The organism is Archangium sp. (genome assembly GCF_057119385.1).
In genome coordinates this window covers 79,311-101,855 of the sequence record NZ_DBNGVP010000117.1, presented here as the reverse complement: position 1 = coordinate 101,855, position 22,545 = coordinate 79,311, and the positions used below count along the sequence as shown (strand labels likewise).

The following is a 22,545-nucleotide window of genomic DNA, read 5'->3' as shown; positions in this document are numbered from 1 at the left end:
CGCTGTGTCATGCGGGCGTGCGTTTCTGAGGCGGCCTGAGTCTTGAGCAAACCCAAGCTAAATCAGGGCGTTACGCCCGCAACCGCCCTCCTTCTCCTCTGTCCCGGTGAATAATCCGGGCTAGCGGACAGGGAACGTCCCGGGCGTGGGCTCGGGACGTTCGGCCGTGCTCAGCACGCACAGAAACGCCAGCTCGCCTCTTGCAATTGTACGAGGCGCAGATGCACTGATTGCAGAAGGGATCCTTGGCTGACAAGAACCCCCAAGAACCCCCAAGAGCCCCCAAGAACCCCTCTCCCTTCGGGAGAGGGACGGGGTGAGGGTGCCACGGGCCCCGGGTTGAACCCGAGACCCGTGGCTACTTGCCCGGAGCCGCGGGCCGAGCGGGCCAGCGCATGGCCCACGTCTCGATCTGGAACAGCCCCTTCTCGTTGGGAACATGGGCGGCGAGCAGGGCCACGTCGCCGTTCACGGCGCAGGACAGCGACGTCTCCCCGCCGAACTCATTCCACACGAGCCGGGTGTGCACGGGCCCGTAGGAATAGGGCACCCAGGTGCTGAACACGAGCTGGTGGTACTCGTTGATCCAGAAGATGCCGCGCTCGGAGCCGTTCTGCAGGGGCTCGGTGATCAACGAGAGTCCCATGGGGCCGTCGAGCACTCTTCCGAACGCGGAGCAGCGCTGCTCGAGGGAGGCGATCCGCAGGTGGCACCGCTGGGCCTCGCCCTGGTAGATGTGGATCCACTCCACGTTCGAGCCGTCGCTCACGACGGCGACGGTCGAGCCGTATCCGAGGAGGACGCGCCGGAGGACGGCCTGCTCGGTCTCGGGGGACATGCCCGGGACCTTGGGCCACCGGTTGACGGTCCGGACGGTGGGAGGGACCTTGGAGGCGGGGATGACCTTCGCCTCGGCCGAGGGCTTTCCATCGAGGCCGTAGGGCCGGGAGAAGTGCCGGTCCTCGATTGACGATCGGTACGTCACGACGAAGCCCTGATCCGAGCGGGTGACGTTCGGGTAGACGTCACCGGGAGGCGTCTGGTACGCACGTGCGAGGGTGCCCGTCATCCACACGGCGAGCAGGACTCCGCGTCCGAGCATCCACACCTGGGGGTTCTGGCTCATGCCCCGAGCCTAACCGAGAGCCCGGCCCCCGTGGACCACCCCCGGGTCATTCGCGGGGCCGGGCCGCCTCCGCGTCGGGATCCGGGGCGCCCTGGAGGTAGCCGGCCTGCTGGAGGGCCTCGATGGCGGCCTGGCCGATGTGACCCTGCTGCGCCGAGTTGCTCCGCTGCTTCCACAGCTCGAGCTGCGCGCGCAGGGCGGTGGCGGCGGCTTCGGCCCGGGCGGAGTCTTCTCCGGCGATGTCGCGCTGTCCGGAGGGATCCTTCGCCAGGTCATACAGCTCGCGAGGCTTCACGGTGGTGCGCAGGCCGTAGGCGAGCACGGACTCCTTGCCCTCGGGGTTGATGATGACGAGCTCATCGCCCCGGTACTGCGCGAAGAAGTAGCCCTTGCAGTCGGAGTAGGCGGGGGCCTCGGGGAGCGGCTCGCCGTGGAGCGCGGGGGCCAGGTCCCTCCCGTCGAGCCCGGGCGGGTGCGGCACTCCGGCGAGCGAGAGCAGGGTGGGGAACAGGTCGATGAGCTGGACGCGGGACGGGACACGCTGCCCGGCGGCGAGGTTCCCCTCCCAGGCGATGATGAGCGGGATGCGCAGGACGGAGTCGTGGGGCGCGACGTGCTCGAGCACGGCGCCGTGCTCGCCGAGCCGCTCGCCGTGGTCGGCGGTGATGACGACGATGGTGCGCTCCAGCACGCCGTGCTGGTCCAGCGTGGCGAGCAGCGTCTGGATCTCCTGGTCCGCGTCCACGATGGCCGAGTCATAGAGCGCGTTGATGTGCTCCTGCTCGCGGGGCGTGACGTCGCCGGGAGACATGAACTGGTTGTGGTCCTCCTGGGTGAAGGCGTTCTGGAAGCGTCCCTCGTAGCCGGGGTCGAACCGGAGCGGCTGACGGGGGGTGAGCGGGTAGTGGACGTTCTCCAGGTGGAACCAGGCGAAGGTGGGGTGGTCGGCGAACTGCGCGGCGAGCCGCTCGAGCTGCTTCTGGGGCGAGGGCTTGATGAAGACGTTGATGCGCTCGGCGTCGTCGAAGTCGGACAGGTCGATGGGGGGGAAGAGGGCCTGGTCCGTGCCGGCGAAGGTGTCGTAGCCGTGCGCGGCGAGGAGCTGGGGAAGGGTGGCGAGGTCGGGCGGAGGCCGCTGCCCGCGCTCCTGGACGCCGGTGTTGAGGGGATGGCGGCCGGCCATCAGCGCGGTGAGGGAGGGCCACGTTAGACAGGACTGGGCCGTTGCCCGGTCGAACTGGACACCCGAGCGCGCGATGTGATCGATCATCGGCGAGGTGTTGCGCCCATAGCCATAGGTGCCCAGGTGATCGGCGCGCAGGGCGTCCACGGTGATGAGCAGGATGTTGGGAGCGGACGAGGCGCCCATGACGCGGGGATTGGCCCAGAGGCCGCGCGCCTCGCCGGTGCCACCGGCGGCCTGGGCCTCGAGGGTGATGCGCGAGCGTTGACCGGCCTCGCCCTCCAGGCGCAGCCGCTGGTCGTGCCACTTCAGGTCGGCGGGCACCACCTCGTCGAACAGCACGCGGTCATCCTGGCGGGCGATGAAACGCACCGGGGCACCGCGCGAGCCCTGCTCGTGGCCGAGGCCCACCCAGAGCTCGGCGCGCTCGGGGAGGGTGACCTCGAAGGTGTAGCGGCCACCGGGGCGGGCCACGAGCCCCGTGCGCCAGCTGGAGCCCGTCGGGGTGGCGTTGGCGGCGCGGCGGATGAGGCGGGTGAGGATGGGGTTGCCCGGGGTGCGCCAGTCCGGCATGTCCGCGTTCAGCACCTCGATGCGGCGCACGGCGTTGGCCGAGCCGGAGATGACGAGCAGGCCCGCGCCCGCGTTCGGGGGCAGGTGGTCGAAGCGCTGGCACATCCACTGCCCGTTGGGGGCGCGCGAGGATCGCAGACAGGGCCCCAGCTCCTTGCCGGGGAGGGGCCCGTCGATGGGACGGGGCTGGCCACCGAAGGCGGCGGCCTCGGCGGCGTTGAGGCTGCGCAGGGTGATGGCGGGGCGGGGGCCTTCGGTAGGGGCCATCAGGACGCGGAGCACGAAGCCACGCACGGGCTCCACGGGGATGGGCACGGCGAGCGCGGCGTGGCCCGTGGTGTCCGGGAAGCTGTCCAGCTCGAGCAGCGCCGGCTCCGAGGGCGGGGCCGGGACCTCGAGGGCATTGGCCAGGGCATCGATGAGCCGCGGGGACGTGGGGGGCGCGGCGTGGGGCCTCAGGGAGAAGGCCAGCCCTAGCGCGCCGGCCAGCAGCACCAGCAGCACGAGCATCCGCGCATGCCTCATTGTTCTTCCCGGTAGACGAGGTGCTCGCGCGCATCCAGCCAGCGCAGGGGATCCTGCTCCATCCAGCGCAGCAACTCGGCGCGCAGCGAGGCGGTGACGTCCGGGTGCTCGCTGGCCAGGTCGCGCTGCGCGTGGGGATCCGCCTTCAGGTCGAACAGCCGCCAGCGGGGCGACTCGTTCGTCGGCATGTAGACGAGCTCCCAGGGTCCTCGGCGTGCGGCGCGGAGCTTGGCGGTCACCGTCCGGTCCAGCCACGAGCGCTTGAGCACGAGCGCATGCGTGCCGGGCTCGACCTCCAGCAGCTCCAGCAGGGCCGGGTAGGTGAGGGCACCGGGCGGTTGCGACCGGGGGCCTCCGAGCCAGAGGGTGGTCTCGGCGAAGAGGGTGCGGTCCTCGGGAATCGGCTGGAGCAGGGAGCGGCCATCGAGCCCCTCGGGCACCTTCAGCTGGAGCGCGTCGAGAATCGTGGGCATCAGGTCCACGCCGCTGGCGAGCCCCTCGCGGGTGCCGGGAGCGATGCCGGGGCCCTGGAGCAGCAGGGCGGTGCGATTGGCGGCATCACCGCCCTCGAACCACTTGCCGTGCTCGGTGGTGGTGCCGGGCTCGAAGAGGTTCTCGCCGTGGTCTCCCGTCACGACGAGGAGCCGGTCCTTGACGCCATCGGCCTCGAGCCGCTCGACGAGACGGCCCACCTCGCGATCGAAGGCCCGGAGGCTGCCGTCGTAGAGGGCGCGGATCTGCTCGATGTCGGAATCGGGCGGACGCTCGGAGACGCGGGCAAGGTCATTGAGCTGCTGGATTTCGTACGAGTAGCGGCTGGAGCCGGCGTAGTCCGGGCGCGTATAGGCATTCGCGTCCGGCATGGGCGGGGCGAAGGGCGCGTGGGTGACGGAGTAGAAGGCCACCAGGAGGAAGGGCTTGTCGCTGGACTCGAGCCGCTCGAGCTGGGCGAGGACGCGCTCGGTGAGCACGGAGGGGTCGGCGTTCACCGGGAGGTAGCGGGCCACGGGGAACAGGCGCTGGCCGAGCGGGCCGCTGAAGAAGGCGAGCGCGAGGGGCAGGCGCTGGAAGGACTCGCGGTCCGCGAAGACCTCGACGCTGGTTTCGGGAGGAGCGTCGACGACGTCGAAGCCGTAGCGGACGCGGTTGAACATCTCACCGGCGTAGTCGCTCACCACGGCGGTGTTGTAGCCCTGGGCGGCGAGCACGCGGGGGAGCGTGGGCAGCAGCACGTTCGTCACTTCGGCGCGAGGGAAGAGGTCCCGGATGCCGTGGCGGTGCGGGTAGACGCCCGTGAGCAGCGAGGTCCACGACGCGGTGGTGCTGGCGATGGGCACGAAGTGGTTGGCCACCCACAGGCTCTTGCCGCGCAGGGCATCCAGGTGGGGCGTGGTGTCGCGCGGGTTGCCCTCGGAGGTGAAGCGGTCGGGCCGGAGCGAGTCGGCGGCGAGGATGATGATGGACCGGCCCTGGGCGCGCGAGGTGTGCTTCATCGGCAGGGCGGAGGCGAGGGCCACGAGGAGCACCGCCCCGCCGGTGAAGAGGGCCCTGCGCCCGAGCAGGAGCTGGCGGTGCCGCACGAGCGCGGCCACGGCCCAGGCGGCGCCGAGACAGAGCAGGAGCAGGTCCAGGCTCCGCTCGCCGAGACCTTCCACGAGTGCCACCTGGAAGCGCGCGCGCGGGCCACCGGCGCGCCAGAGCATGTCCTCGAAGAGGGCGGGGCGGTGGGCGATGGTTCGGGCCACCTGCACGGCGGCGAGCAGCACGCCGAGGCCGGCCACCCGGGGGCGGGAGGGACGCAGGCCGAGGCCGAGGAGGAGGACGCGGGCCGTGACGCCGCACAGGGCGCCCACGAGCACCACCCCGAGGATGAGCGCGGCCTGGAAGCCGAGGATGTGGACGGTGAGGGCGGACATCTCCTGCCGCACCTGACCGGTGAGTTGCCGCCACGCGGGGAGCAGGAAGGCCCCGAGCGAGAGCAGGTGCAGGGCCAGGAGGAGGCCGGCGCCCAGGCCAGCCGCCTCGAGCCAGGGCCGTGCCCTCGAGACCCGGGAAGCGGGCGGGTGAGAACTCATGCCGGGCAAGAAACCCGATCCGCCGATGGGCATGCAAGGAATTGCGGCTGGGAAGCCTCCTTGCCCGCTCCCGGTCCCGGCGGGGGGGCCCCAGGAAGGTCACCCCTCACCGGAAGACGGAGAGGGCGGTCTCGTAGGTGCCCACGTGGGCTTCCAGGGTGGCCGTGATGGGCCTGGCGTAGCCGCCCCCGAGGGTGAGCACGATGGGCAGGCCTCGATGCCATGCGGCCTGGAGCACGAAGAGGTCGCGCTCGCGCATGCCGGCATGGGTGAGGGACAGCCGGCCGAGCGAGTCCTCGGCGAGCGGGTCCACGCCGGCCTGGTAGAAGAGGATGTCGGCCCCGGCCGCCTCGAGCACCTCGTGCAGGTGGGTGGCGAGCACGTCGAGGTAGGCGCGGTCATCCACACCATCGGGCAGACCCACGTCGCGGCTGGAGCGCTGCTTGCGGAAGGGGAAGTTGTGCTCGCCGTGGATGGAGAAGGTGAAGACGGAGTCATCGCCCTCGAAGACGGCGGCGGTGCCGTTGCCCTGGTGGACGTCGAGGTCCACGACGACGGCGCGCTGGATGCGGCGCTCGGCCTGGAGGACGCGGATGGCCACGGCGATGTCGTTGAAGACGCAGTAGCCCTCGCCATGGTCGGGGAATGCGTGGTGGGTGCCTCCGGCGAGGTTGCCGGAGATGCCGTCCTCGAGGGCGGCGCGGGCGGCGCCCACGGTGCCACCCACGGAAGCGCAAGAGCGCACGAGCAGATCCTGGGACCAGGGGAAGCCCAGGCGGCGGAGCTCGGCGTCGGAGAGGGTGCCGGACCAGAGGGCGTCGAGGTAGCGCGGGGTGTGGACGCGCTCCAGGTCCGTGCGCGAGATGGGGACGGAGGGCTGGAGCTGGCTGGGGGAGAGCACGCCGCGCTCCAGGAGGAGCTCGCGCAGCAGGCGGTACTTCTCCATGGGGAAGCGGTGCCCTGGGGGGAGGGGGACGACGTACTGGTCGCAGTGGAAGACGCGCACGGGTGGACAGGCGTAGCGCCTGGGCGGAGCGGGTGCAACGGGAGGCGTTGGACCCGTTAGACCCGATGGGAGGCTCGTCCGTTACACCAGCGAGCGCGCGCTGGAATTTCGACCCGGATTACCTCTCCCCGGAGCCCTGCCATGACCCTGAAGTCCGTTTCGCGCCCCATGCTCGGGGCCGCGCTGGCCCTCTTGACGTTCGCGTCCCCCCTGGCCCTCGCCGAGGCGCCCCAGAAGCCCGCCCAGTCCCAGGGCGCCCCAGTCCCGCCGTCTCAGCAGCAGCAGATGCGTCCGAGGATCGACGTGGTGTTCGTGCTGGACACGACGGGCTCGATGGCGGGGCTGATCGAGGGGGCGAAGCAGAAGATCTTCTCGATCGCGTCGCGCATCGCGCAGGGCAAGCCCACGCCGCGGGTGAGGGTGGGGCTGGTGGCGTACCGGGACGTGGGGGACGACTACGTGACGAAGCGGTACGAGCTGACGGAGGACCTGGACGGCCTCTTCACGCACCTGAGGAAGCTGGAGGCGGGAGGAGGGGGAGACACGCCGGAGCACGTGGGGCGGGGGTTGGGCGAGGCGGTGTCGAAGCTGTCGTGGGACCCGAGCCGGGAGACGATGAAGCTCATCTTCCTGGTGGGGGACGCGCCGCCGGCGCAGCGCAACGACGACTGGAACTTCAACCACTGGGCGAAGCGGGCGGCGGAGAAGCACATCGTGGTGAACACGGTGCGGTGCGGAGGGGATCCGGAGACGGAGACGCACTGGAAGTTGGCGGCGAAGACGACGGATGGGCGGTACGAGTCGCTGGAGCAGTCGGGCGGGATGGTGGCGGTGGCGACGCCATATGACGCGGAGCTGGCGAAGGTGAACGCGGAGCTGGCGAGCAAGACGCTGTACGCGGGGAAGAAGGAAGCGCAGGTGGCGAACCGGGCGAGGGCGGAGCAGATGGCGACGCTGGCGCCGGAGGCGGCGGCGGAGCGCATCCAGTTCCTGAAGACGACGCGAGGAGCGGGGAGGGCGCCGGCGGCGGCGGCGGTGAGCAGCGCGCCGGAGGCGGTGGGAGGAGCGGTGGACCTGGCGGCGCAGCCGGAGGCGTTGGCGAGCGTGAAGGACGACGAGCTGCCGCAGGAGTTGAAGGGGCTGGACGCGGCGGCGAGGGACGCGAAGGTGAAGCAGCTGGCGGGGGAGCGGAAGGCGCTGGAAGAGAAGGCGGCGAAGCTGGCGTCGGAGCGGGACGCGTGGAGGGCGAAGAACGTGGCGGAGAAGGAGGACTCGTTCGACGCGAACGTGATGAAGGGCGTGAAGGAGAAGGCGGCGAAGTACGGCCTCACCTACTGAGCGGCCCCATCACGAAGCCCCCATCACAAAGCCCCCATCACCCACTGGCCCCAACAACCCCTCTCCCTTCGGGAGAGGGACGGGGTGAGGGTATCTGGAGCACTCGGGTTGCGAGCGACTTGGGGACCCCTGGTCCCTACGGCCAGCGCACGCTCCCACCGGCGGCCATGGCGGAACCGACGAACGGAGTCATGGTCTTGAAACCCTGCGGGGGAGTCATGGCGGTGGTGCTGGCCACGCCGAGCTGGGTGATGCCGTGGGGCATGAGCCGCTCGAGGTTGTAGCTCCTGCCCTGGAAGTGGAACGGGGTGCTGGAGCGCAGGACGGCGGAGAACAGGTTGGTGCCGAGCGGGCCCACGGAAGTCCCCACCACGGAGGACAGCCGCTGGAAGGTGGCGATGGGCTCGCCGCGGGAGAACGTCTCCGGGCGGGAGAAGTCACCACAGGGCTCGCGGTGGAGGTACAGCGTGAAGCTGCCGGTGGCGTCGAGCGACACCGACAGGTCGCCATTCTGGAACTTCCGGGCGGTGAAGGGCTCGGAGCGGAAGGTGAAGAATGCCGAGCCCTCGCCGGGCGTGCCGTTGAAGAGGGGCTCGATGCCCGCGAGGTGGGCGAAGTAGCCCAGGTCCTGCAGCGACCCATCGGGGGCCTCGTAGAAGCGCCCGATGGCGTACCAGACGACTCCAGCGATGGGGTGCAGGTCCATGGACGTACCTCCAAGACTCACGCGTGGGCGCGCAGGAACTCCACGAGGGGAGGATTGACGGCGTCGGGGTGGGTCATGTTGGCGGCGTGGGCGGCGCCGGGGACGAGCACGAGGCGCGTGCTGCCGGGGAGGCTCTTGTGGAGGAGCTCGCCCTCGGAGGGGGGGATGCCGGTGTCATCGGTGCCGTGGAACACGATGGCGGGGCAGTGGATGTCACCGAGGCGGGGCCGGATGTCGTCGCGGTCGATGAGGTTGTTCATCGCGGCGACGAAGTGGTCCTTGGGAGTCTGGCGCCAGCGGTCGAGCCAGGGGGAGTGGAAGCGGGAGTCGCCGATGATGCCGCCGGCGAGGAACTGGATGATGTTCTCGGTGGCGCCCGGGGTGCCCCAGAGGTCGCGCGTCTGGAGGTAGCCGGCGCGGACCTCGGGCTCGTCGATGGTGCCGCGGGTGCTCATGAGGACGAGGGCGCGGACGCGGTCGGGGTAGCGGAGGGCGACGCGGAGGGCGCAGTAGCCGCCCTGGGACATGCCGCCGACGACGGCCTGGCGGATGCCGAGGTGGTCGAGCAGGGCGATGCAGTCGGCGGCGGAGTCATAGAGGTCGAAGGGCTTGCCATCCCAGCGGGTGCGGCCGAAGCCGCGGGCGTCCCAGCGGATGACGCGGAAGGCGGGGGCGAGCGCCTGGACCTGCGCGTCGAACATGCGGCTGTCCATGAGGAAGCCGTGGGCGAGGATGATGGCGGGACCGGAGCCGCCGGAGTCCTCGAAATAGATGCCTTGGTGGTTGAGCTCGGCGATGGGCATGGGTGCTTTCTAGCACGCGCTCAATCCTCGTCGTGGCCCTCCATCAATTCGCGGAGGTAGCGCTCGCGATGGAGGAGGAAGTCGCGAGTCAGGCGGTAGTGGGCAAGTTGAACGGATCGCAGTTGAAGTCCGGTACCTGCTCACGCAGGAGCGTCACCGTACGGATGGAGGTCGGGTCCATGGTCCTCGCGGGTGCATCGCGGCCGAGGATGCACGAGCCGGATTGTCGGGCTCGGGTGCCCGATGTAGCGTCGGAAGACTTCTGGCCAGCTGAGTTCGACGGAAAGCCTTGTCTATGACACGGAAGGAGAAGGACTTCCATGCGCGGTGGATGGAAGGCGCCGAGGAACTGGCCAGGCTCTATGTGGCTCTACGGCATGCGACCTATGTCCGATACGAGCGGGAGTTCCTGGCCTTGCAGCGAAGGATGCTCGCCAAGGACAAGACGGATTGGGAAAGGCGCGAGACTCGCAGAAGGGTTGCCGAGGAGTTGCTGTTGGGAGCGTATGGCCGAAATGCACCTTGGCCAGCGTTTGGAAGGGCATTCCGGCGTATCCATCGACTGGGTTACTCGAACTTGGAGCGGCGGATGCATGTCGCCGTCCTCTTCGCTCGCTGGGCTCAGGCCCATCCCTCTCATCTCTCGGCCGCCCGTCGTTTGCTGGCTCTGACCGAGCGGCACTTCCGCGCTGCTTCTCCGAAAGAGCCTCAGTACGAGGTCGTTCGCGAGAATCTGGAGACAATCCAGCGGGAAATAGGAAGTGTATCGGCGCGGAGTTCATCCGGACCTCGGAGGCGAAGGTCCGGATAGATCACTCCCTCGTCACCGCGCGCAGCACGATCTCCCGCCGCTGTCCGAGCAGGCGCAGGGCCAGGGGGAGCAGCGAGCGGTACACGATGACGTTGAAGGCGGCGCACAGGGCGATCATCGCCAGCGTCTGCCCACTCGGCCCGCTCTTCCCGGCGAATCGCAGGGCCCAGGCGAAGGGGGCACAGCCCACGCTCGCCGCGACGATGCCGAGCATGGAGGCGGTGAGGGGCAGCTTGTCCCGGCGTTTGAGGCTCGCGTGGAACTTCACGGGGAAGTACAGGGACAGGAAGTTGCCGGCGGCGAGCAGCACGGGGACGACGGCCACCACGGCCGCCATGGCGCACAGGAAGTCCAGCGCCGAGCCCTTGCCGAAGTACACCCGGTAGAACACTCCCACCAGCAGGGCCATGGCCCCGGCCGCCGAGCCCTGCACCACGTTCTTCGCCCGCAGCACGTCCCCCAGCTCCACGGGGGCGGCGATGAGCATGGCCAGCCCGTGCCCGTCATAGGCGAACGTGTTCTGCGAGAACGTGGACGCCATCACCACCGCGCCGTAGATGCACAGGCCGCCCATCAACCAGGCATCCACGCTCGCGCCCAGCAGGTACTCGAAGAGGGCCCGTCCCGACGTCAGCTTCAGCAGGATGGCCAGCACGAAGGGCACGGCCGCGAGCAGCCGCGCACGCGGGTTGCGCCACAAATCCAGCGCCTCGCGCGCCAGCAGCGTGGTGTACGTGGTGCGCGTGCGGGCGAACGGATCATTGTCCCCGGACTCCTTCACGGCCGGGCCGGCGCGGCCCACGTTGCGGTGGAAGCGCAGCAGCAGCGCGTACGCGAGCCCCAGCCCCAGCAGGGCGAAGAAGACCATGCCCACGCCGTCCACCAGCGCATTGCGCCGGTACCCATAGCTCAGCTCCAGCAGCGCGTCCCCGAAGAAGCCCGAGGGCACCCGTCCCAACGCAATCGTCGCGTCGATGATGAGGGCCATGTCCAGCTTGTCCACGCCCCCCTCGCCCACGGCCGTCAGCCACGAGGTATCGATGGGCGGGATGAGGGACGCGGCCACGAGGAACACCACGAAGCCGCCACCAATGAGCTGGGCGCTGTGCTTCTCGCGCAGCACGTTGAGCACCGAGTGCAGGGCCACCCGGCTCCAGGCTGCGTTGAGCAGGGCGAACAGCACGTAGAGCAGCACCGCGAACCACTTCAATCGCAGCGGGTGCACCGAGGCGAAGCCCAGCGCCGCTCCCGTCAAGGGCGCGTAGAAGACGAGCGCGCGCGGCTCGAAGAGGCTCGCCACCGTGGACGCGATGAGCAGCCGGAAGGGCGAGATGGGGAAGGGGGCGTAGCGGCTCAGCTCCGAGTGGTCATCCACGCCCGCGCTCATCAGCGGCCACGTCACCCACACCGCCGACGTGACGAAGCACAGCAGGTTGAGGATGAAGAAGGGCCACACGCCGTTCTCGGCGATGGGCTTGAGCCGCATCAACCCGTAGAACGTCACGCCCAGGCCCCAGGCCGGCGCGCTCGAGAGCAGGAAGGCGGCCACCGCCATGAACGGGCTCCGGCCCGCTCCCTGGTTGAGTCCGATGTCCAGGCGCAGGCCCCACAACAGCCACAGGTGCCGGAAGAAGCCCGGCGCGGCCACCCGGTTCACGCGGACCCCCGGCGCAGCGGAACCACCTCGGCGGGCGGTGCTTCCCCGTAGAAGGACAGCTTCGCGTTGCGCGCGGCCGGCACGGAGATGAGCTTCTCGAACACGGCCTCCAGCGAGGGCGCGTCATAGCGCTCCATCAACTGCTGCACCGTGCCCTGGTCCAGCATCCTCCCGCCGCGGATGACGCCCGCGTGCGTGGCCAGCCGCTCCGCGATCTCCAGCACGTGCGTGGTGAGCAGCAGCGTCACGCCCCGCCGGCTCAGCTCGCGCAGCAGCTCGCGGATGACGCCCGCGGCCAGCACGTCGATGCCCTCGAAGGGCTCGTCCAGCAGCACCAGCTCCGGCGCGTGGATCAGCGCCGCGGCGATGGCCAGCCGCCGCCGCATGCCCTTGGAGTACTCGGCCACCAGCGCGCCCGCCTTGTACGTCAGCTCCGTGAGCTCGAGCAGCTCGGCCGCCCGCGCCGCCGCCTCGTCCCCGCTCAGCCCGTACATCCGCCCGCAGAAGGTGAGGTACTGCCGGCCGGTGAGCCGCTCGAAGAGGCTCAGCTCCTCGGGCACTACGCCGATGTGGCGTTTGACCTCCAGCGGCCGGGCCACCGCGTCCACCCCCAAGAGGGAGATGCGGCCGGCGTCCGGTGCGTACACCCCGGTGAGCAGCGCGATGGTGGTGGACTTGCCCGCCCCGTTGGGGCCGAGGAAGGCGTAGAAGGAGCCGCGGGGGATGGACAGCTCCATCCCGTTGAGCGCGGTGAATTCGCCGAAGCGCTTCACGAGCCCATGGGCGTCGACGGCCAGATTCGTTGGGGTGGGGGACATGCGCGGGCCGGATCAGAGCCGACTCCGCCACCCTCCCACAATCCCCCCGATGTCCGAGGCCCGCATGAAGGACCTGGCACCTGGGAGGTGGCGTGGGAGGCTCCTGCTCAGTGCACCATGGCCACTTCGGGCGGGCCGATGATGCGCTGCACCGTCATCCGCACCTTGTCCAGGTCCACGGGCTTGGAGATGTAGCCGGCGGCGCCCACCAGCTCCGCCTCCCACTCGAAGCCGTAGCCCGAGATGATGATGATCGGCAGTCCGCGCGCCCGCGGCATCTTCTTGAGGGCATCCAGCAGGCCCCAGCCGCTCATCACCGGCATGCGCAGGTCGAGCAGGACGGCCTGGGGAATCTCGCCCTCGAGGGTGTCGAGGGCCTCACGGCCGTTACCGGCCTGTTCCGTGCGATAGCCCATCTCCTCCAGGGCATCGCAGATGAGCGTGCGGTGGCTCGCGTCGTCGTCGACGACCAGGATGTAGGACATGGCGGGGCCTCGATGCTGATTCCGGCAGGGAAGGCGGATTCTATGCGGGGCAACATGGGAATGGCTTTCCCGTTCCGGAAGGGGTGTGCCCGGTTTTCAACATCCCTCGAAAAGCTGGAGGGCGTTCTGCCCCAGGATGCCTGCCTCCACCTCGTCCCCGAGCTCGAGGGACAGCAACTGCTTGAGCTCGCGGTCCCAGGCGTACGGCAGGTTGGGGAAGTCCGTGCCGTAGAGAATGCGCTCGGGACGGACTTCCAGCAAGCGGCGGGGCACCGGAATGGGGAAATAACCGGCCACGGCCATGGTGGTGTCCAGCCAGAGGGTGTCGTAGCGCTCCAGGAGCCGCTCGTACGCGTCGAACTCGTCCGCGCCCAGGTGGGGGATGCACAGCTTGAGGCCCGGGTGGTCCTCGAGGACCCGCTCCACGCGCTCGGCCGAGCAGAGGGCGTGCACGTCGCACTTGTACTGAGGGCTGGCGGGCTCGCGGCCAGCGTGCATCACCAGGGGCCGCCCGGCCCGGGCACAGGCCTCGTACACCTCGTGGAGCGCGGGCGCGTCCGGGGCGAAGCACTGCACGTGGCAGTGCAGCTTCACGCCCTTGAGGCCCGCCGCGAAGGCCTCGGCGAGGATGTCCGCCGCGCCCTCTTCGCCCGGCAGCACGGTGGCCAGCCCCAACACGCGCGGCTCGGCCCGGGCCACCTCGGCGACGTAGGCGTTGAGGAAGCGCGCCATGCCCGGCTTGTGCGCGTAGTGCAGCGCCACCACCCGGTGCACCCCGCGCGACAGCAGGAAGGACACCACCTGGGGCGTGTGCAGCTTGTAGCGGATGGGCCAGCCGTACTGCTCGAACCAGCGCCAGATGGCCTCGAAGACGCCGTCCGGGAAGAGGTGGACGTGGGCATCCACCACGGGCGGCAGCCCCTCGGGCAGCCGGGGCCCCTCCTCGTCGTTCAGGGCTGGCAGGGGCAGTGTCGAGCTTCCAGACGCCAGCCAGCCGGAGGCGGCGCCCAGGCAGGCCGGGGACTCGTCGGAGTGGCTCATGCGCGGGAGGAGCCCTACTCCTTCTTGCGCTTCGCCTCTCCCGGCTTCGGCGGGTTGTCCAGCCGCTGGAGATAGGCGTTGTTCGAGTAGCCGGCGCGCTCCAGCCGCTGCGTCTCGATGAGATCGGCGACCTTGGTGCACACCTGGCTGAGCAGACGGAGCGACTCGGCCAATATCTTCTCGGCCTGGTCCTGCGCGTCCGCGCGCTTGATGACGGTCCGATCGCGACGGAACAACTGGGTCAACTTCATCCCAACCAATCTAAGGGAAGGCGTGCCCTCTTGCCACCGGACTCACGGGCACCGCGCGCGTGCTCCCGCGCCGCCCGGGGCTCCCTCGGGGACGGGCCGGGCTGCTCCTCCCGCGCGCGGGTGTCGAGCCGTTGACGCATCCGGCCAACGCGGAGCGGTGGAAATCAACAACTTAACAGCCCAGCAAATTTACAACCTGGACTCCGCTCGGCTGGGGGGTGGAGCCGCCGCGAGGGAAAGCGTCGGGTAAACGACCAATATCAGGGGCCTTTCACGAATTTTCAGCAGGGGGGGTGACGCGCGGAAAATTTGTGCTTACAGTGGGTCCATTCACTTCCCGACTTCCTGTCGGACGGTCGAAAGGGGGACTGCGCATGGCTTACGATGGCGAGCTTGTGAAGATGGAGAATGGCCGCTGGGCGCGGTTCCAGCGTTGCCAGGTGTACCGCCCGGGCGTCGAGGACGCGGGCGAGACGATGATGTTGATTGCCGTGGAGCTGGACGAGCGCTACCAGCTGTTGCTGGACGAAGTGGCGGACTCGCTGGCGCAGTACCGGCATCGGGGCATCCCGGTGCAGGCCAGGCTGGACGAGGCGCAGCGGTTGACGCTGCACCCGGAAGAGTCCAGCGCGCTTCATTAACGAGGCCGGTAGAAGCGCGCGGCGTTGTCATGAGCCACGCGCTTCACCACTCGTTCCGACAGCTTCGCCTTGGCCAGCATGTGGGCCACGCGCGCGAGCCCGAGGATGTCGCCGGCGCCATCGCCGGCATCCGAGTTGAGCACCAGCCGTTCACTGCCAAGCCGGCGCACCAGCGCCACGGCACGTTCGGCCTTGAGTGCCTCGGGGTGCAACGTCAGCCCCGCCCAATGCCCACAGCCGAGGATGTTGCGCACGGTGCGGCCGTTGGCGTGGTCCACCAGCACGCGTGAAGGCCGGATGCCGGAGTCGCGCAGCAGGGTGAGGATGCGCCGGGTGTGGCGCTCCTTGTCGCGCACCGGGGTGTGCACCAGCACCTTCAGCTTGAGCTGACGCGCGAGCGCGAGCTGCTCGAGGAAGGCCTCCTCCTCCTCGATGCCGCCCGCGTGCAGGCCCGTCTCGCCGAGGGCCACCACGCGTCCGCCGCGGAAGTAGTCCGGGAGGCTCGCGAGCACCTCGGACAGGCCGCGGCGGGGGATGCAGCGCGGGTGCACGCCCAGGGCGGCCCAGGCGCGGATGCCCAGCCGCTCCAGGCGGGGCAATTGCCGGAGCATCAGGTCGTCGAAGTGCTTGCGCAGGGCCTTGGGCGTGGGCTCGGGCAGGTGGTGGGCCACCACCAACGCCCGCTCCACCCCGAAGAAGCGCATGGACTCGAGGTCCTGGTCGCTGAGGGCCTCCGGGTGGAGGTGCGCGTCGAAGAGCTGGAGGAGGGTGGTCGCCACGGTTCGTTCCGTCCTGTCCGTCAGTCCTGGCCGAGGGCGGCGCCCTCGTTGCGCGGATCGCTCCCCGCGTAGCGCAGGTTCGTCTTGGGATCGCTGTAGACGGCCTCGGCGTCGCCCCAGGCCTCCTGCTTGCGAATCTTGTGGCCCTTGGCCTCCAGCGCCGCCTGCGTGGCGGGCTCCAGGCCGTAGCGGTCCACCCACAGCTCATCCGGCAGGTACTGGTGGTGCAGCCGGCCCAGTCCCACCGCGCGCACCACGTCCATCTTCTGGTCCACGATGTTGGAGATGACCTGGATGACGGTGGTGGGGATGGTGGAGCCGCCCGGGCTGCCCACCGCCAGCATCACCTTCTTGGGGTCCTCCTTGGAGAAGACGAGCGTGGGGGACATGGAGGACAGGGGCACCTTGCCCGGGGCGATGGCGTTGGCCTCGCCCGTCACCAGCCCGTAGGCGTTGGGCACGCCGGGCCGCGCGGCGAAGTCATCCATCTCGTCGTTGAGGAGGATGCCGGTGCCCTTGGCGACGACACACGAGCCGAAGGCGTAGTTCACCGTGGTGGTGAGGGCCACCGCGTTGCCGTCCTTGTCGATGACGGAGATGTGCGTGGTGTTCTTCTTCTCGGGCGCGGTGGAGGGGTCGTACCAGGTGCCGTCCGGCTTCTTGAGCGTGGAGCCGCTGGCGCCCTCCACGGGAGGCAGCAGCGAGGCACTCGGCGTGGCCTTCTTCGGGTCGATGCTGCCCGCGAGGTCCGCGATGTAGCCCACCGAGGTGAGGCGCTCCATGGGGATCTTCACGAAGGCCGGGTCCCCCAGGTACTTCACCCGGTCCACGTACACGCGGCGCACCGCCTCGGTGTAGAGGTGGAGCGACTCCGGCTCGCGGAAGTCCAGGCCCTGGGGGCGCAGCTTCTCCAGCGCGCCGAGCACCTGCACCACCGCCAGTCCCCCCGCGCTCGGCGGCGGCATGGTGAGGATGCGGTGGCCGCGGTAGCTGCCCTCCAGCGGCGCATGCGTGCGCGTCTTGAAGTCCTTCAGGTCCTCGAGCGAGAGCGTGCCGCCGCCCGCCTTCACCGTGTCCACCATGGCCAGGGCCAGGGGGCCCGAGTAGAAGGCCTTGGGGCCGCTCTTCGCGAGCGTCTGGAGCGTGCGGGCCAGCTCCGGCTGCTTCACGAGGTGGCCGATGGGCGGCACGTCCAGCTCGCCCTGGTCGTTCTTCACGAGGAAGATGCGCGAGGCGTCCGGGTCCTGCCGCAGGCAGTCGCGCCGCAGGGTGGCCATGCCCTGGTACTTGGGAGACACCCAGAAGCCGTTGCGAGCGGCGTCGATGGCCGGCTGCAGCACCACGGCGCGGGGCAGCTTGCCGTGCTTCTCCAGCAGCTCCAGGTAGCCGGCCACCGCGCCGGGCACCGCCACGCTCGTCGCGCCATCCGTGGACAGCCCGGGCACCACCTGTCCGTCCTTCAGGTACATGTCGCGCGTGGCCCCCTTGGGCGCCACCTCGCGGAAGTCCAGCACCTGCGTCCCGCCCGTCTTCGCGTCGTGCACCAGCGCGAAGCCCCCGCCGCCAATGCCCGAGTGGTACGGGCCCACCACACCCAGCGTGAAGGCCGCCGCCACCGCCGCGTCCACCGAGTTGCCGCCCTTCTCCAGCATCCTCAGCGCGGCCTCGCTCGCCATCGGGTGCGCCGTGGCCACCGCTCCGCCCCGGTACGGCCGCGCCGCCCACGCGGGCCACGCCATGACCAGTGCCATCAGTGCCACTGCCCACCCGTTTTGGTGAGTCCGCATCTTTACCGTCTCCACGTGAAGAGCCTCCGTCGGGGGCCCACCTGGCGCTTCCGCGAGTGGGCGTTCTGGAGTATCCCCGGCCGCGGCTCGGACCCGCCAAGAAACGTTTCAACATCGAGAAGTGTCCGGCTGACACCAGCATGCCCGGCCTGGAGTTTGACCGGGGCACAGGTGAAGGCATCCTGTGCATGACGGTTCGTCGCGCCGGGGGAAACATGAACGCCAACCTGACGACAATGAAGCAGACGTCGGCCTCGCCAGAGGTCACGGTGACGACGGTGTTCCTCAAACCGACGTTCGGTATCACCGTGCAGAGCAACACGCTGTCCGTTTCCGTGAAGGCTCGCCCGGAGGGCATCCGCTCCACGCGCCCACCCGCTCGCGGTTGACGCGCCGCTTTCGCATCCCTAGTAATCGCCGCCTATGACAGTTCCTCTGGCGGCGGTGGTGTTGTGCGCTGGCAAGGGCACGCGGATGAAGTCGGAGAAGGCCAAGGTCCTTCACCCCATCCTCGGCAAGCCCATCTGTGCCTATCCCCTCATGCGAGCGCTGGAGCTGGGCGCCTCCCCCGTGGTGCCGGTGGTAGGCCACCAGGCAGACGAGGTGGAGCGCTCCATCCGCGCTCATTTCCCCACCGCGCCCCTGCGCTTCGCGCTCCAGAAGGAGCAGCGCGGCACGGCGGACGCGGTGCGCTCGGCGGAAGCCGCGCTGAAGGACTTCAACGGGCGCGTGCTCATCCTCTACGGAGACGTGCCGCTGGTGCGCCGCGAGACGCTCGAGGCCCTGTCCGCCGCGCACGACAAGAGCGGCGGCGTGCTCTCGCTGGTGTCCACGTCTCCGGCGGATCCCACCGGTTACGGCCGCGTCATCCGGGAGATGGGCAAGGTGGTGCGCATCGTCGAGCACAAGGACGCCACCCCCGAGCAGCGCCAGGTGCGCGAGTGCAACGCCGGCATCTACCTGGTGGAGTCCTCGTTCCTCTGGAAGGCGCTGGCCAACATCCGCAGCGCGAACGCGCAGGGCGAGTTCTACCTGACGGACCTGGTGGAGATGGCCGCGGCCCAGGGCCCGGTGGGCTCCATCGACGCCGAGTTCGGCGAGACGGCCGGTGTGAATGACCGGGTGGAGCTGGCGGCGCGGGGCAAGGAGCTCCAGGCGCGCATCAACACCTGGCACATGCGCAACGGCGTCACCCTGACGGACCCCGCCACCACGTACATCGAGGAGGGCGTGGCCATCGGGTCCGACACGGAGCTCGCCCCCATGGTGACGCTCTCGGGCGCCACGGTGGTCGGCCGCGACGTCAGCATCGGACAGGGCAGCGTCCTGCACGCCTCCTCGGTGGCCGACGGGACGACCATCAAGCCGTACACCGTCCTGGAGGAGGCCCGGGTGGGCGAGCGCTGCATCCTCGGCCCCTTCGCGCGGCTGCGGCCCGGCACGGACCTCGCCGAGGAGGTGCACCTGGGCAACTTCGTGGAGACGAAGAAGGCCCGCCTCGGCCGCGGCTCCAAGGCCAACCACCTGGCCTACCTGGGCGACGCGAAGATCGGCGCCAAGGTCAACGTGGGCGCCGGCACCATCACCTGTAATTACGACGGGGTGAACAAGCACGTCACCGAGCTGGGCGATGGTGTCTTCATCGGCTCGGACTCGCAGCTGGTGGCCCCTGTGAAAGTCGGGGACGGTGCGTATGTCGGTGCGGGCACCACGGTGACGAAAGATGTGCCTCCCGGGAGCCTCGCCGTGTCCCGTACGCCACAGCTCAACATGGAAGGCTGGGTGGAGAGGAAGAAGGCGCGCATGGCCAAGTCCGCGGAAGCTGGCCCTTCCAAGCCGGACAAGGCCTCCGCGGGTTAGACGGCCCGCGTCTTGCTTGTCTCGAGGGCGACAGGTGTCGCCCGATGTGGGTGGAAATGCCCCCGGAATTTGCAATCCGGGGTTCGGGCGTGAGAGAGGACGGACAACATGTGCGGCATTGTTGGGTACGTTGGGGACAAGGAGTCGGCTCCCATCCTGGTGTCCGGGCTGAAGAAGCTCGAGTACCGCGGGTATGACTCCGCGGGCGTGGCGGTGGTGAACCGCAACGTCCTGAACGTGGTGCGGGCCACGGGCAAGCTGAAGAACCTGGAGAACCGCGTCCAGACCGACGTGCCCCAGGGCACCATCGGCATCGGCCACACGCGCTGGGCCACGCATGGGCGTCCCTCGGACGAGAACGCCCACCCGCACACCTATGGTGATGTGGCGGTGGTGCACAACGGCATCATCGAGAACCACCTGGCCCTCAAGGAGGAGCTGCGCGCCAAGGGGCACCACTTCTCCTCCGAGACGGACTCCGAGGTCTTCGCCCACCTCATCTCCGATGAGCTCAAGAGCGGCCTGGACCTGCCGGCGGCGGTGCGCGCGGCCATCGCCCAGGTGAAGGGCACCTACGCCCTGGCGGTGGTGACGGCCAGCGACCCCCACCGCATCGTCTGCACCAAGGACTCCTCTCCCATGGTGCTCGGCCTGGGCCAGGGACAGAACTTCGTGGCCAGCGACGTGCCGGCGCTGCTCGAGCACACGCGCGACTTCGTCTACATGGAGGAGGGTGACCTGGCCGTCATCACCGCCTCGAGCGTGGACATCTACGGCCGCTCCGGCCAGAAGGTGAACCGGCCCACCCGCCGCATCGACTGGACGCCGATGATGGCGGAGAAGGGCGGCCACAAGCACTTCATGCACAAGGAGATCATGGAGCAGCCTCGCGCGGTGGCGGACACGCTGCGCGGCCGCATGCTCCTCTCCGAGGGCGACGTGCACTTCGAGGGCTGGAACCTCAGCCCCGAGAAGGTGCGGGCGATCACCAAGGTGACCATCCTGGCGTGCGGCACCTCGTGGCACTCGGGGATTGCCGGCAAGGCGATGATCGAGTCGCTGGCGCGCATCCCGGTGGAGGTGGAGCTGGCCAGTGAGTTCCGCTACCGCGATCCCATCGTGGAGCCCTCGCACCTGGCCATCGCCATCAGCCAGTCGGGCGAGACGGCGGACACGCTGGCGGCCTTCAAGGAGGCCAAGGCGCGTGGCGCCACGTCGCTCGCGCTGTGCAACGTCATCGGCAGCGCCATGACGCGTGAGGCGGACATCACCATCCTCACCAACGCGGGTCCGGAAATCGGCGTGGCCTCCACCAAGGCCTTCACCACGCAGCTGGTGGGGCTCTACCTGCTGGCGGTGAAGCTCGGCCGCATGCGCGGCACGCTCACCGTCAAGGCGGCGCAGGAGCACCTGACCTCGCTGACCGAGATCCCCAAGATGATCGAGGACGTGCTCAAGTGCGAGACCTCGGTCAAGCGCGTGGCGCGCGAGTTCATGAGCTCGCAGGACTTCCTCTTCCTCGGCCGCGGCCCGATGCACCCGGTGGCGCTCGAGGGCGCGCTCAAGCTCAAGGAGATCTCCTACATCCACGCCGAGGGTTATGCCGGCGGCGAGATGAAGCACGGTCCCATCGCGCTCATCGACGAGAAGATGCCGGTGGTGGTCATCGCGCCCAAGCAGCCGCACGTGGCCTACGAGAAGATCATCGGCAACATCGAGGAGGTGCGGGCCCGCGGCGGCAAGGTCATCGCGATCATCGACGAGGATGACGCGCACGTGGCCTCGCTGGCCGACCATGTCATCCGCATCCCGGCCGCCAGCGCGCTGCTCGCGCCGGTGGTGGCCACGATTCCCCTGCAGCTGCTCGCCTACCACGTGGCGGACCTGCGCGGGAACGACGTGGATCAGCCGCGCAACCTCGCCAAGAGCGTGACGGTCGAGTAGTCCGCGCCGGATCGGTCCTGCGATTCAACCCGCCCGGGGATGCCTCGCTTCGAGGCCCCCGGGCGTTTTCATGTCCAGCTCCGCCTTCCGGTCAGAAGGCCGCGTCGAAGGTGACCTCTCCGGCGACGCCCACCTGGTACGCCGAGACGCGGCGCTCGAAGAAGTTCGCCAGCTCCTGCACGTCCTGCAGGTCCATGAAGCCGAACGGGTTCTTCGCGCCGTAGCGCTTCGGCAGGTCCAGCATCACCAGCCGCTGATCGGCCACGAACTCCAGGTACTGCCGCATCTCGTGCACGGACAGGCCCGCGACGCCCATTCCCAGCAGGTCCTCGGCGAACTGGAGCTCGCACGCCACCGCCTCCTCCAGCATGGTGGCCACCTCCCGCTCCATCTCCGCGTCGAAGAGGCCCGGCTCCTCGCGCCGCACCGTCTTCACCACCTCGAAGGCGAAGGCCATGTGCGCGCTCTCGTCGCGGAAGACCCAGTTCGTCCCCGCGGCCAGCCCGTGCAGCAGCCCCCGCGAGCGCAGGAAGTACACGTACGCGAACGCCGCGAAGAAGAAGAGCCCCTCGATGCAGGCCGCGAAGCAGATGAGGTTCAGCAGGAACTTCCTCCGCTGCTCCCGCGTCTCCAGCCGCTCCAGCTCGCCGATGGAGTCCATCCACTTGAAGCAGAACTCCGCCTTCTTGCGGATGCTCGGGATGGTGTCGATCGCCGCGAAGGCCCTTGCGCGCTCGGCCGGGTCCGGCACGTACGTGTCGAGCAGCGTGAGGTAGAACTGCACGTGCAGCGCCTCCTCGTAGAGCTGCCGCGACAGGTACATGCGCGCCTCGGGGGCGTTCACGTGCTTGTAGAGGTTCAGCACGAGGTTGTTCGCCACGATGGAGTCGCCCGTCGCGAAGAAGGCCACCAGCCGCTGGATGAGGTGCCGGTCCGCCGCCGTCATCTTCGAGCGCAGGTCCCCCACGTCCGTCGAGAAGTCCACCTCCTCCACCGTCCAGGTGTTCTTGATGGCGTTGCGGTACATCTCGAAGAAGACCGGGTACTGCATCGGGCGCAGTGTGAGGTTCATGCCTGGGTCCAGCAGGCGCGCACCCGTCTTGGGCGTCGCGTGCGAGACCTTGTTGGACGTCATG

The 22,545-nt window shown here is 69.4% G+C and carries 19 protein-coding genes; 5 read left to right on the top strand and 14 right to left on the bottom strand.

What is annotated here, in order from left to right; all coding sequences use genetic code 11:
* Positions 1-358 precede the first annotated feature (358 nt).
* The 4 genes from AC16DP_RS28465 to AC16DP_RS28450 form a co-directional block, all read right to left on the bottom strand.
* Positions 359-1,126: a hypothetical protein gene (locus tag AC16DP_RS28465; RefSeq protein WP_329728317.1), complete on the bottom strand. Its 768-nt coding sequence runs from the start codon at positions 1,124-1,126 to the stop codon at positions 359-361.
* 46 nt (positions 1,127-1,172) lie between these two features.
* Positions 1,173-3,407: a sulfatase family protein gene (locus AC16DP_RS28460; RefSeq protein ID WP_329728316.1), complete on the bottom strand. Its 2,235-nt coding sequence runs from the start codon at positions 3,405-3,407 to the stop codon at positions 1,173-1,175.
* Positions 3,404-5,482 (bottom strand): sulfatase family protein, encoded by a 2,079-nt coding sequence (locus AC16DP_RS28455; RefSeq protein WP_329728315.1) that lies wholly within the window; start codon positions 5,480-5,482, stop codon positions 3,404-3,406. Before AC16DP_RS28455 ends, AC16DP_RS28460 begins: the two co-directional genes overlap by 4 nt.
* A gap of 106 nt (positions 5,483-5,588) precedes the next feature.
* A complete protein-coding gene (locus AC16DP_RS28450) occupies positions 5,589-6,428 on the bottom strand; it encodes a histone deacetylase family protein (protein WP_329728314.1) in 840 nt (279 codons plus the stop codon).
* A 201-nt stretch (positions 6,429-6,629) separates the two neighbouring features.
* Between AC16DP_RS28450 and AC16DP_RS28445 the strand changes: the two genes are divergently transcribed.
* Positions 6,630-7,826 (top strand): vWA domain-containing protein, encoded by a 1,197-nt coding sequence (locus AC16DP_RS28445; protein ID WP_329728313.1) that lies wholly within the window; start codon positions 6,630-6,632, stop codon positions 7,824-7,826.
* A gap of 136 nt (positions 7,827-7,962) precedes the next feature.
* Here the strand turns inward: AC16DP_RS28445 and AC16DP_RS28440 are convergent, their stop codons facing one another.
* The 7 genes from AC16DP_RS28440 to AC16DP_RS28410 form a co-directional block, all read right to left on the bottom strand.
* A complete protein-coding gene (locus AC16DP_RS28440) occupies positions 7,963-8,532 on the bottom strand; it encodes a hypothetical protein (RefSeq protein ID WP_329728312.1) in 570 nt (189 codons plus the stop codon).
* Between the two features lie 17 nt (positions 8,533-8,549).
* On the bottom strand, positions 8,550-9,335 hold the full coding sequence (locus AC16DP_RS28435; RefSeq protein ID WP_329728311.1) for an alpha/beta fold hydrolase: 786 nt from the start codon (positions 9,333-9,335) through the stop codon (positions 8,550-8,552).
* Positions 9,336-10,147: 812 nt separating this feature from the next.
* Positions 10,148-11,803: a hypothetical protein gene (locus AC16DP_RS28430; RefSeq protein ID WP_329728310.1), complete on the bottom strand. Its 1,656-nt coding sequence runs from the start codon at positions 11,801-11,803 to the stop codon at positions 10,148-10,150.
* Complete coding sequence (locus AC16DP_RS28425) at positions 11,800-12,621, bottom strand: ABC transporter ATP-binding protein (protein ID WP_329728309.1); 822 nt, start codon at positions 12,619-12,621, stop codon at positions 11,800-11,802. The genes AC16DP_RS28430 and AC16DP_RS28425 overlap by 4 nt, the downstream gene beginning before the upstream one ends.
* Positions 12,622-12,728: 107 nt before the next feature.
* Positions 12,729-13,106: a response regulator gene (locus AC16DP_RS28420; protein WP_043414414.1), complete on the bottom strand. Its 378-nt coding sequence runs from the start codon at positions 13,104-13,106 to the stop codon at positions 12,729-12,731.
* A gap of 96 nt (positions 13,107-13,202) precedes the next feature.
* Entirely contained in the window at positions 13,203-14,147 is a 945-nt protein-coding gene (locus tag AC16DP_RS28415) for an amidohydrolase family protein (protein WP_329728308.1), read from the bottom strand.
* Positions 14,148-14,161: 14 nt separating this feature from the next.
* Positions 14,162-14,398: a hypothetical protein gene (locus AC16DP_RS28410; protein WP_329728307.1), complete on the bottom strand. Its 237-nt coding sequence runs from the start codon at positions 14,396-14,398 to the stop codon at positions 14,162-14,164.
* Positions 14,399-14,772: 374 nt separating this feature from the next.
* Between AC16DP_RS28410 and AC16DP_RS28405 the strand changes: the two genes are divergently transcribed.
* Positions 14,773-15,039 carry a hypothetical protein gene (locus AC16DP_RS28405; protein ID WP_047855751.1) on the top strand — a complete coding sequence of 89 codons (267 nt, stop codon included), beginning with the start codon at positions 14,773-14,775 and terminating at the stop codon, positions 15,037-15,039.
* Here AC16DP_RS28405 and AC16DP_RS28400 read toward each other — a convergent pair.
* Both AC16DP_RS28400 and ggt read right to left on the bottom strand, forming a co-directional pair.
* Positions 15,036-15,818, bottom strand: a complete 783-nt coding sequence (locus AC16DP_RS28400) for a TatD family hydrolase (RefSeq protein WP_329728306.1) — start codon at positions 15,816-15,818, stop codon at positions 15,036-15,038. The two genes, AC16DP_RS28405 and AC16DP_RS28400, sit on opposite strands and share 4 nt — an antisense overlap.
* 20 nt (positions 15,819-15,838) lie before the next feature.
* A complete protein-coding gene (ggt, locus tag AC16DP_RS28395) occupies positions 15,839-17,605 on the bottom strand; it encodes a gamma-glutamyltransferase (protein WP_329728305.1) in 1,767 nt (588 codons plus the stop codon).
* A gap of 56 nt (positions 17,606-17,661) precedes the next feature.
* On the opposite strand from ggt, the gene AC16DP_RS28390 reads away from it, so the two are divergent.
* The 3 genes from AC16DP_RS28390 to glmS all read left to right on the top strand — a co-directional run bounded on the left by AC16DP_RS28390 (position 17,662) and on the right by glmS (position 21,409).
* Entirely contained in the window at positions 17,662-17,994 is a 333-nt protein-coding gene (locus AC16DP_RS28390; protein WP_329728304.1) for a hypothetical protein, read from the top strand.
* A 34-nt stretch (positions 17,995-18,028) separates the two neighbouring features.
* On the top strand, positions 18,029-19,465 hold the full coding sequence (gene glmU, locus AC16DP_RS28385) for a bifunctional UDP-N-acetylglucosamine diphosphorylase/glucosamine-1-phosphate N-acetyltransferase GlmU (RefSeq protein WP_329728303.1): 1,437 nt from the start codon (positions 18,029-18,031) through the stop codon (positions 19,463-19,465).
* Between the two features lie 108 nt (positions 19,466-19,573).
* Entirely contained in the window at positions 19,574-21,409 is a 1,836-nt protein-coding gene (gene glmS / locus AC16DP_RS28380) for a glutamine--fructose-6-phosphate transaminase (isomerizing) (protein WP_329728302.1), read from the top strand.
* Between the two features lie 91 nt (positions 21,410-21,500).
* On the opposite strand, the gene AC16DP_RS28375 is transcribed toward glmS, so the two are convergent.
* Positions 21,501-22,544: a ribonucleotide-diphosphate reductase subunit beta gene (locus tag AC16DP_RS28375; RefSeq protein ID WP_329728301.1), complete on the bottom strand. Its 1,044-nt coding sequence runs from the start codon at positions 22,542-22,544 to the stop codon at positions 21,501-21,503.
* Position 22,545: the final 1 nt, after the last annotated feature.

Coding starts and splice junctions, on each gene's coding strand:
- AC16DP_RS28445 (WP_329728313.1), top strand. CDS start 6,630: ATGACCCTGAAGTCCGTTTCGCGCCCCATGCTCGGGGCCGCGCTGGCC.
- AC16DP_RS28450 (WP_329728314.1), bottom strand. CDS start 6,428: ATGGAGAAGTACCGCCTGCTGCGCGAGCTCCTCCTGGAGCGCGGCGTG.
- AC16DP_RS28405 (WP_047855751.1), top strand. CDS start 14,773: ATGGCTTACGATGGCGAGCTTGTGAAGATGGAGAATGGCCGCTGGGCG.
- AC16DP_RS28440 (WP_329728312.1), bottom strand. CDS start 8,532: ATGGACCTGCACCCCATCGCTGGAGTCGTCTGGTACGCCATCGGGCGC.
- AC16DP_RS28455 (WP_329728315.1), bottom strand. CDS start 5,482: ATGAGTTCTCACCCGCCCGCTTCCCGGGTCTCGAGGGCACGGCCCTGG.
- AC16DP_RS28415 (WP_329728308.1), bottom strand. CDS start 14,147: ATGAGCCACTCCGACGAGTCCCCGGCCTGCCTGGGCGCCGCCTCCGGC.
- glmU (WP_329728303.1), top strand. CDS start 18,029: ATGACAGTTCCTCTGGCGGCGGTGGTGTTGTGCGCTGGCAAGGGCACG.
- AC16DP_RS28465 (WP_329728317.1), bottom strand. CDS start 1,126: ATGAGCCAGAACCCCCAGGTGTGGATGCTCGGACGCGGAGTCCTGCTC.
- AC16DP_RS28435 (WP_329728311.1), bottom strand. CDS start 9,335: ATGCCCATCGCCGAGCTCAACCACCAAGGCATCTATTTCGAGGACTCC.
- ggt (WP_329728305.1), bottom strand. CDS start 17,605: ATGCGGACTCACCAAAACGGGTGGGCAGTGGCACTGATGGCACTGGTC.
- glmS (WP_329728302.1), top strand. CDS start 19,574: ATGTGCGGCATTGTTGGGTACGTTGGGGACAAGGAGTCGGCTCCCATC.
- AC16DP_RS28375 (WP_329728301.1), bottom strand. CDS start 22,544: ATGACGTCCAACAAGGTCTCGCACGCGACGCCCAAGACGGGTGCGCGC.
- AC16DP_RS28425 (WP_329728309.1), bottom strand. CDS start 12,621: ATGTCCCCCACCCCAACGAATCTGGCCGTCGACGCCCATGGGCTCGTG.
- AC16DP_RS28460 (WP_329728316.1), bottom strand. CDS start 3,407: ATGAGGCATGCGCGGATGCTCGTGCTGCTGGTGCTGCTGGCCGGCGCG.
- AC16DP_RS28410 (WP_329728307.1), bottom strand. CDS start 14,398: ATGAAGTTGACCCAGTTGTTCCGTCGCGATCGGACCGTCATCAAGCGC.
- AC16DP_RS28420 (WP_043414414.1), bottom strand. CDS start 13,106: ATGTCCTACATCCTGGTCGTCGACGACGACGCGAGCCACCGCACGCTC.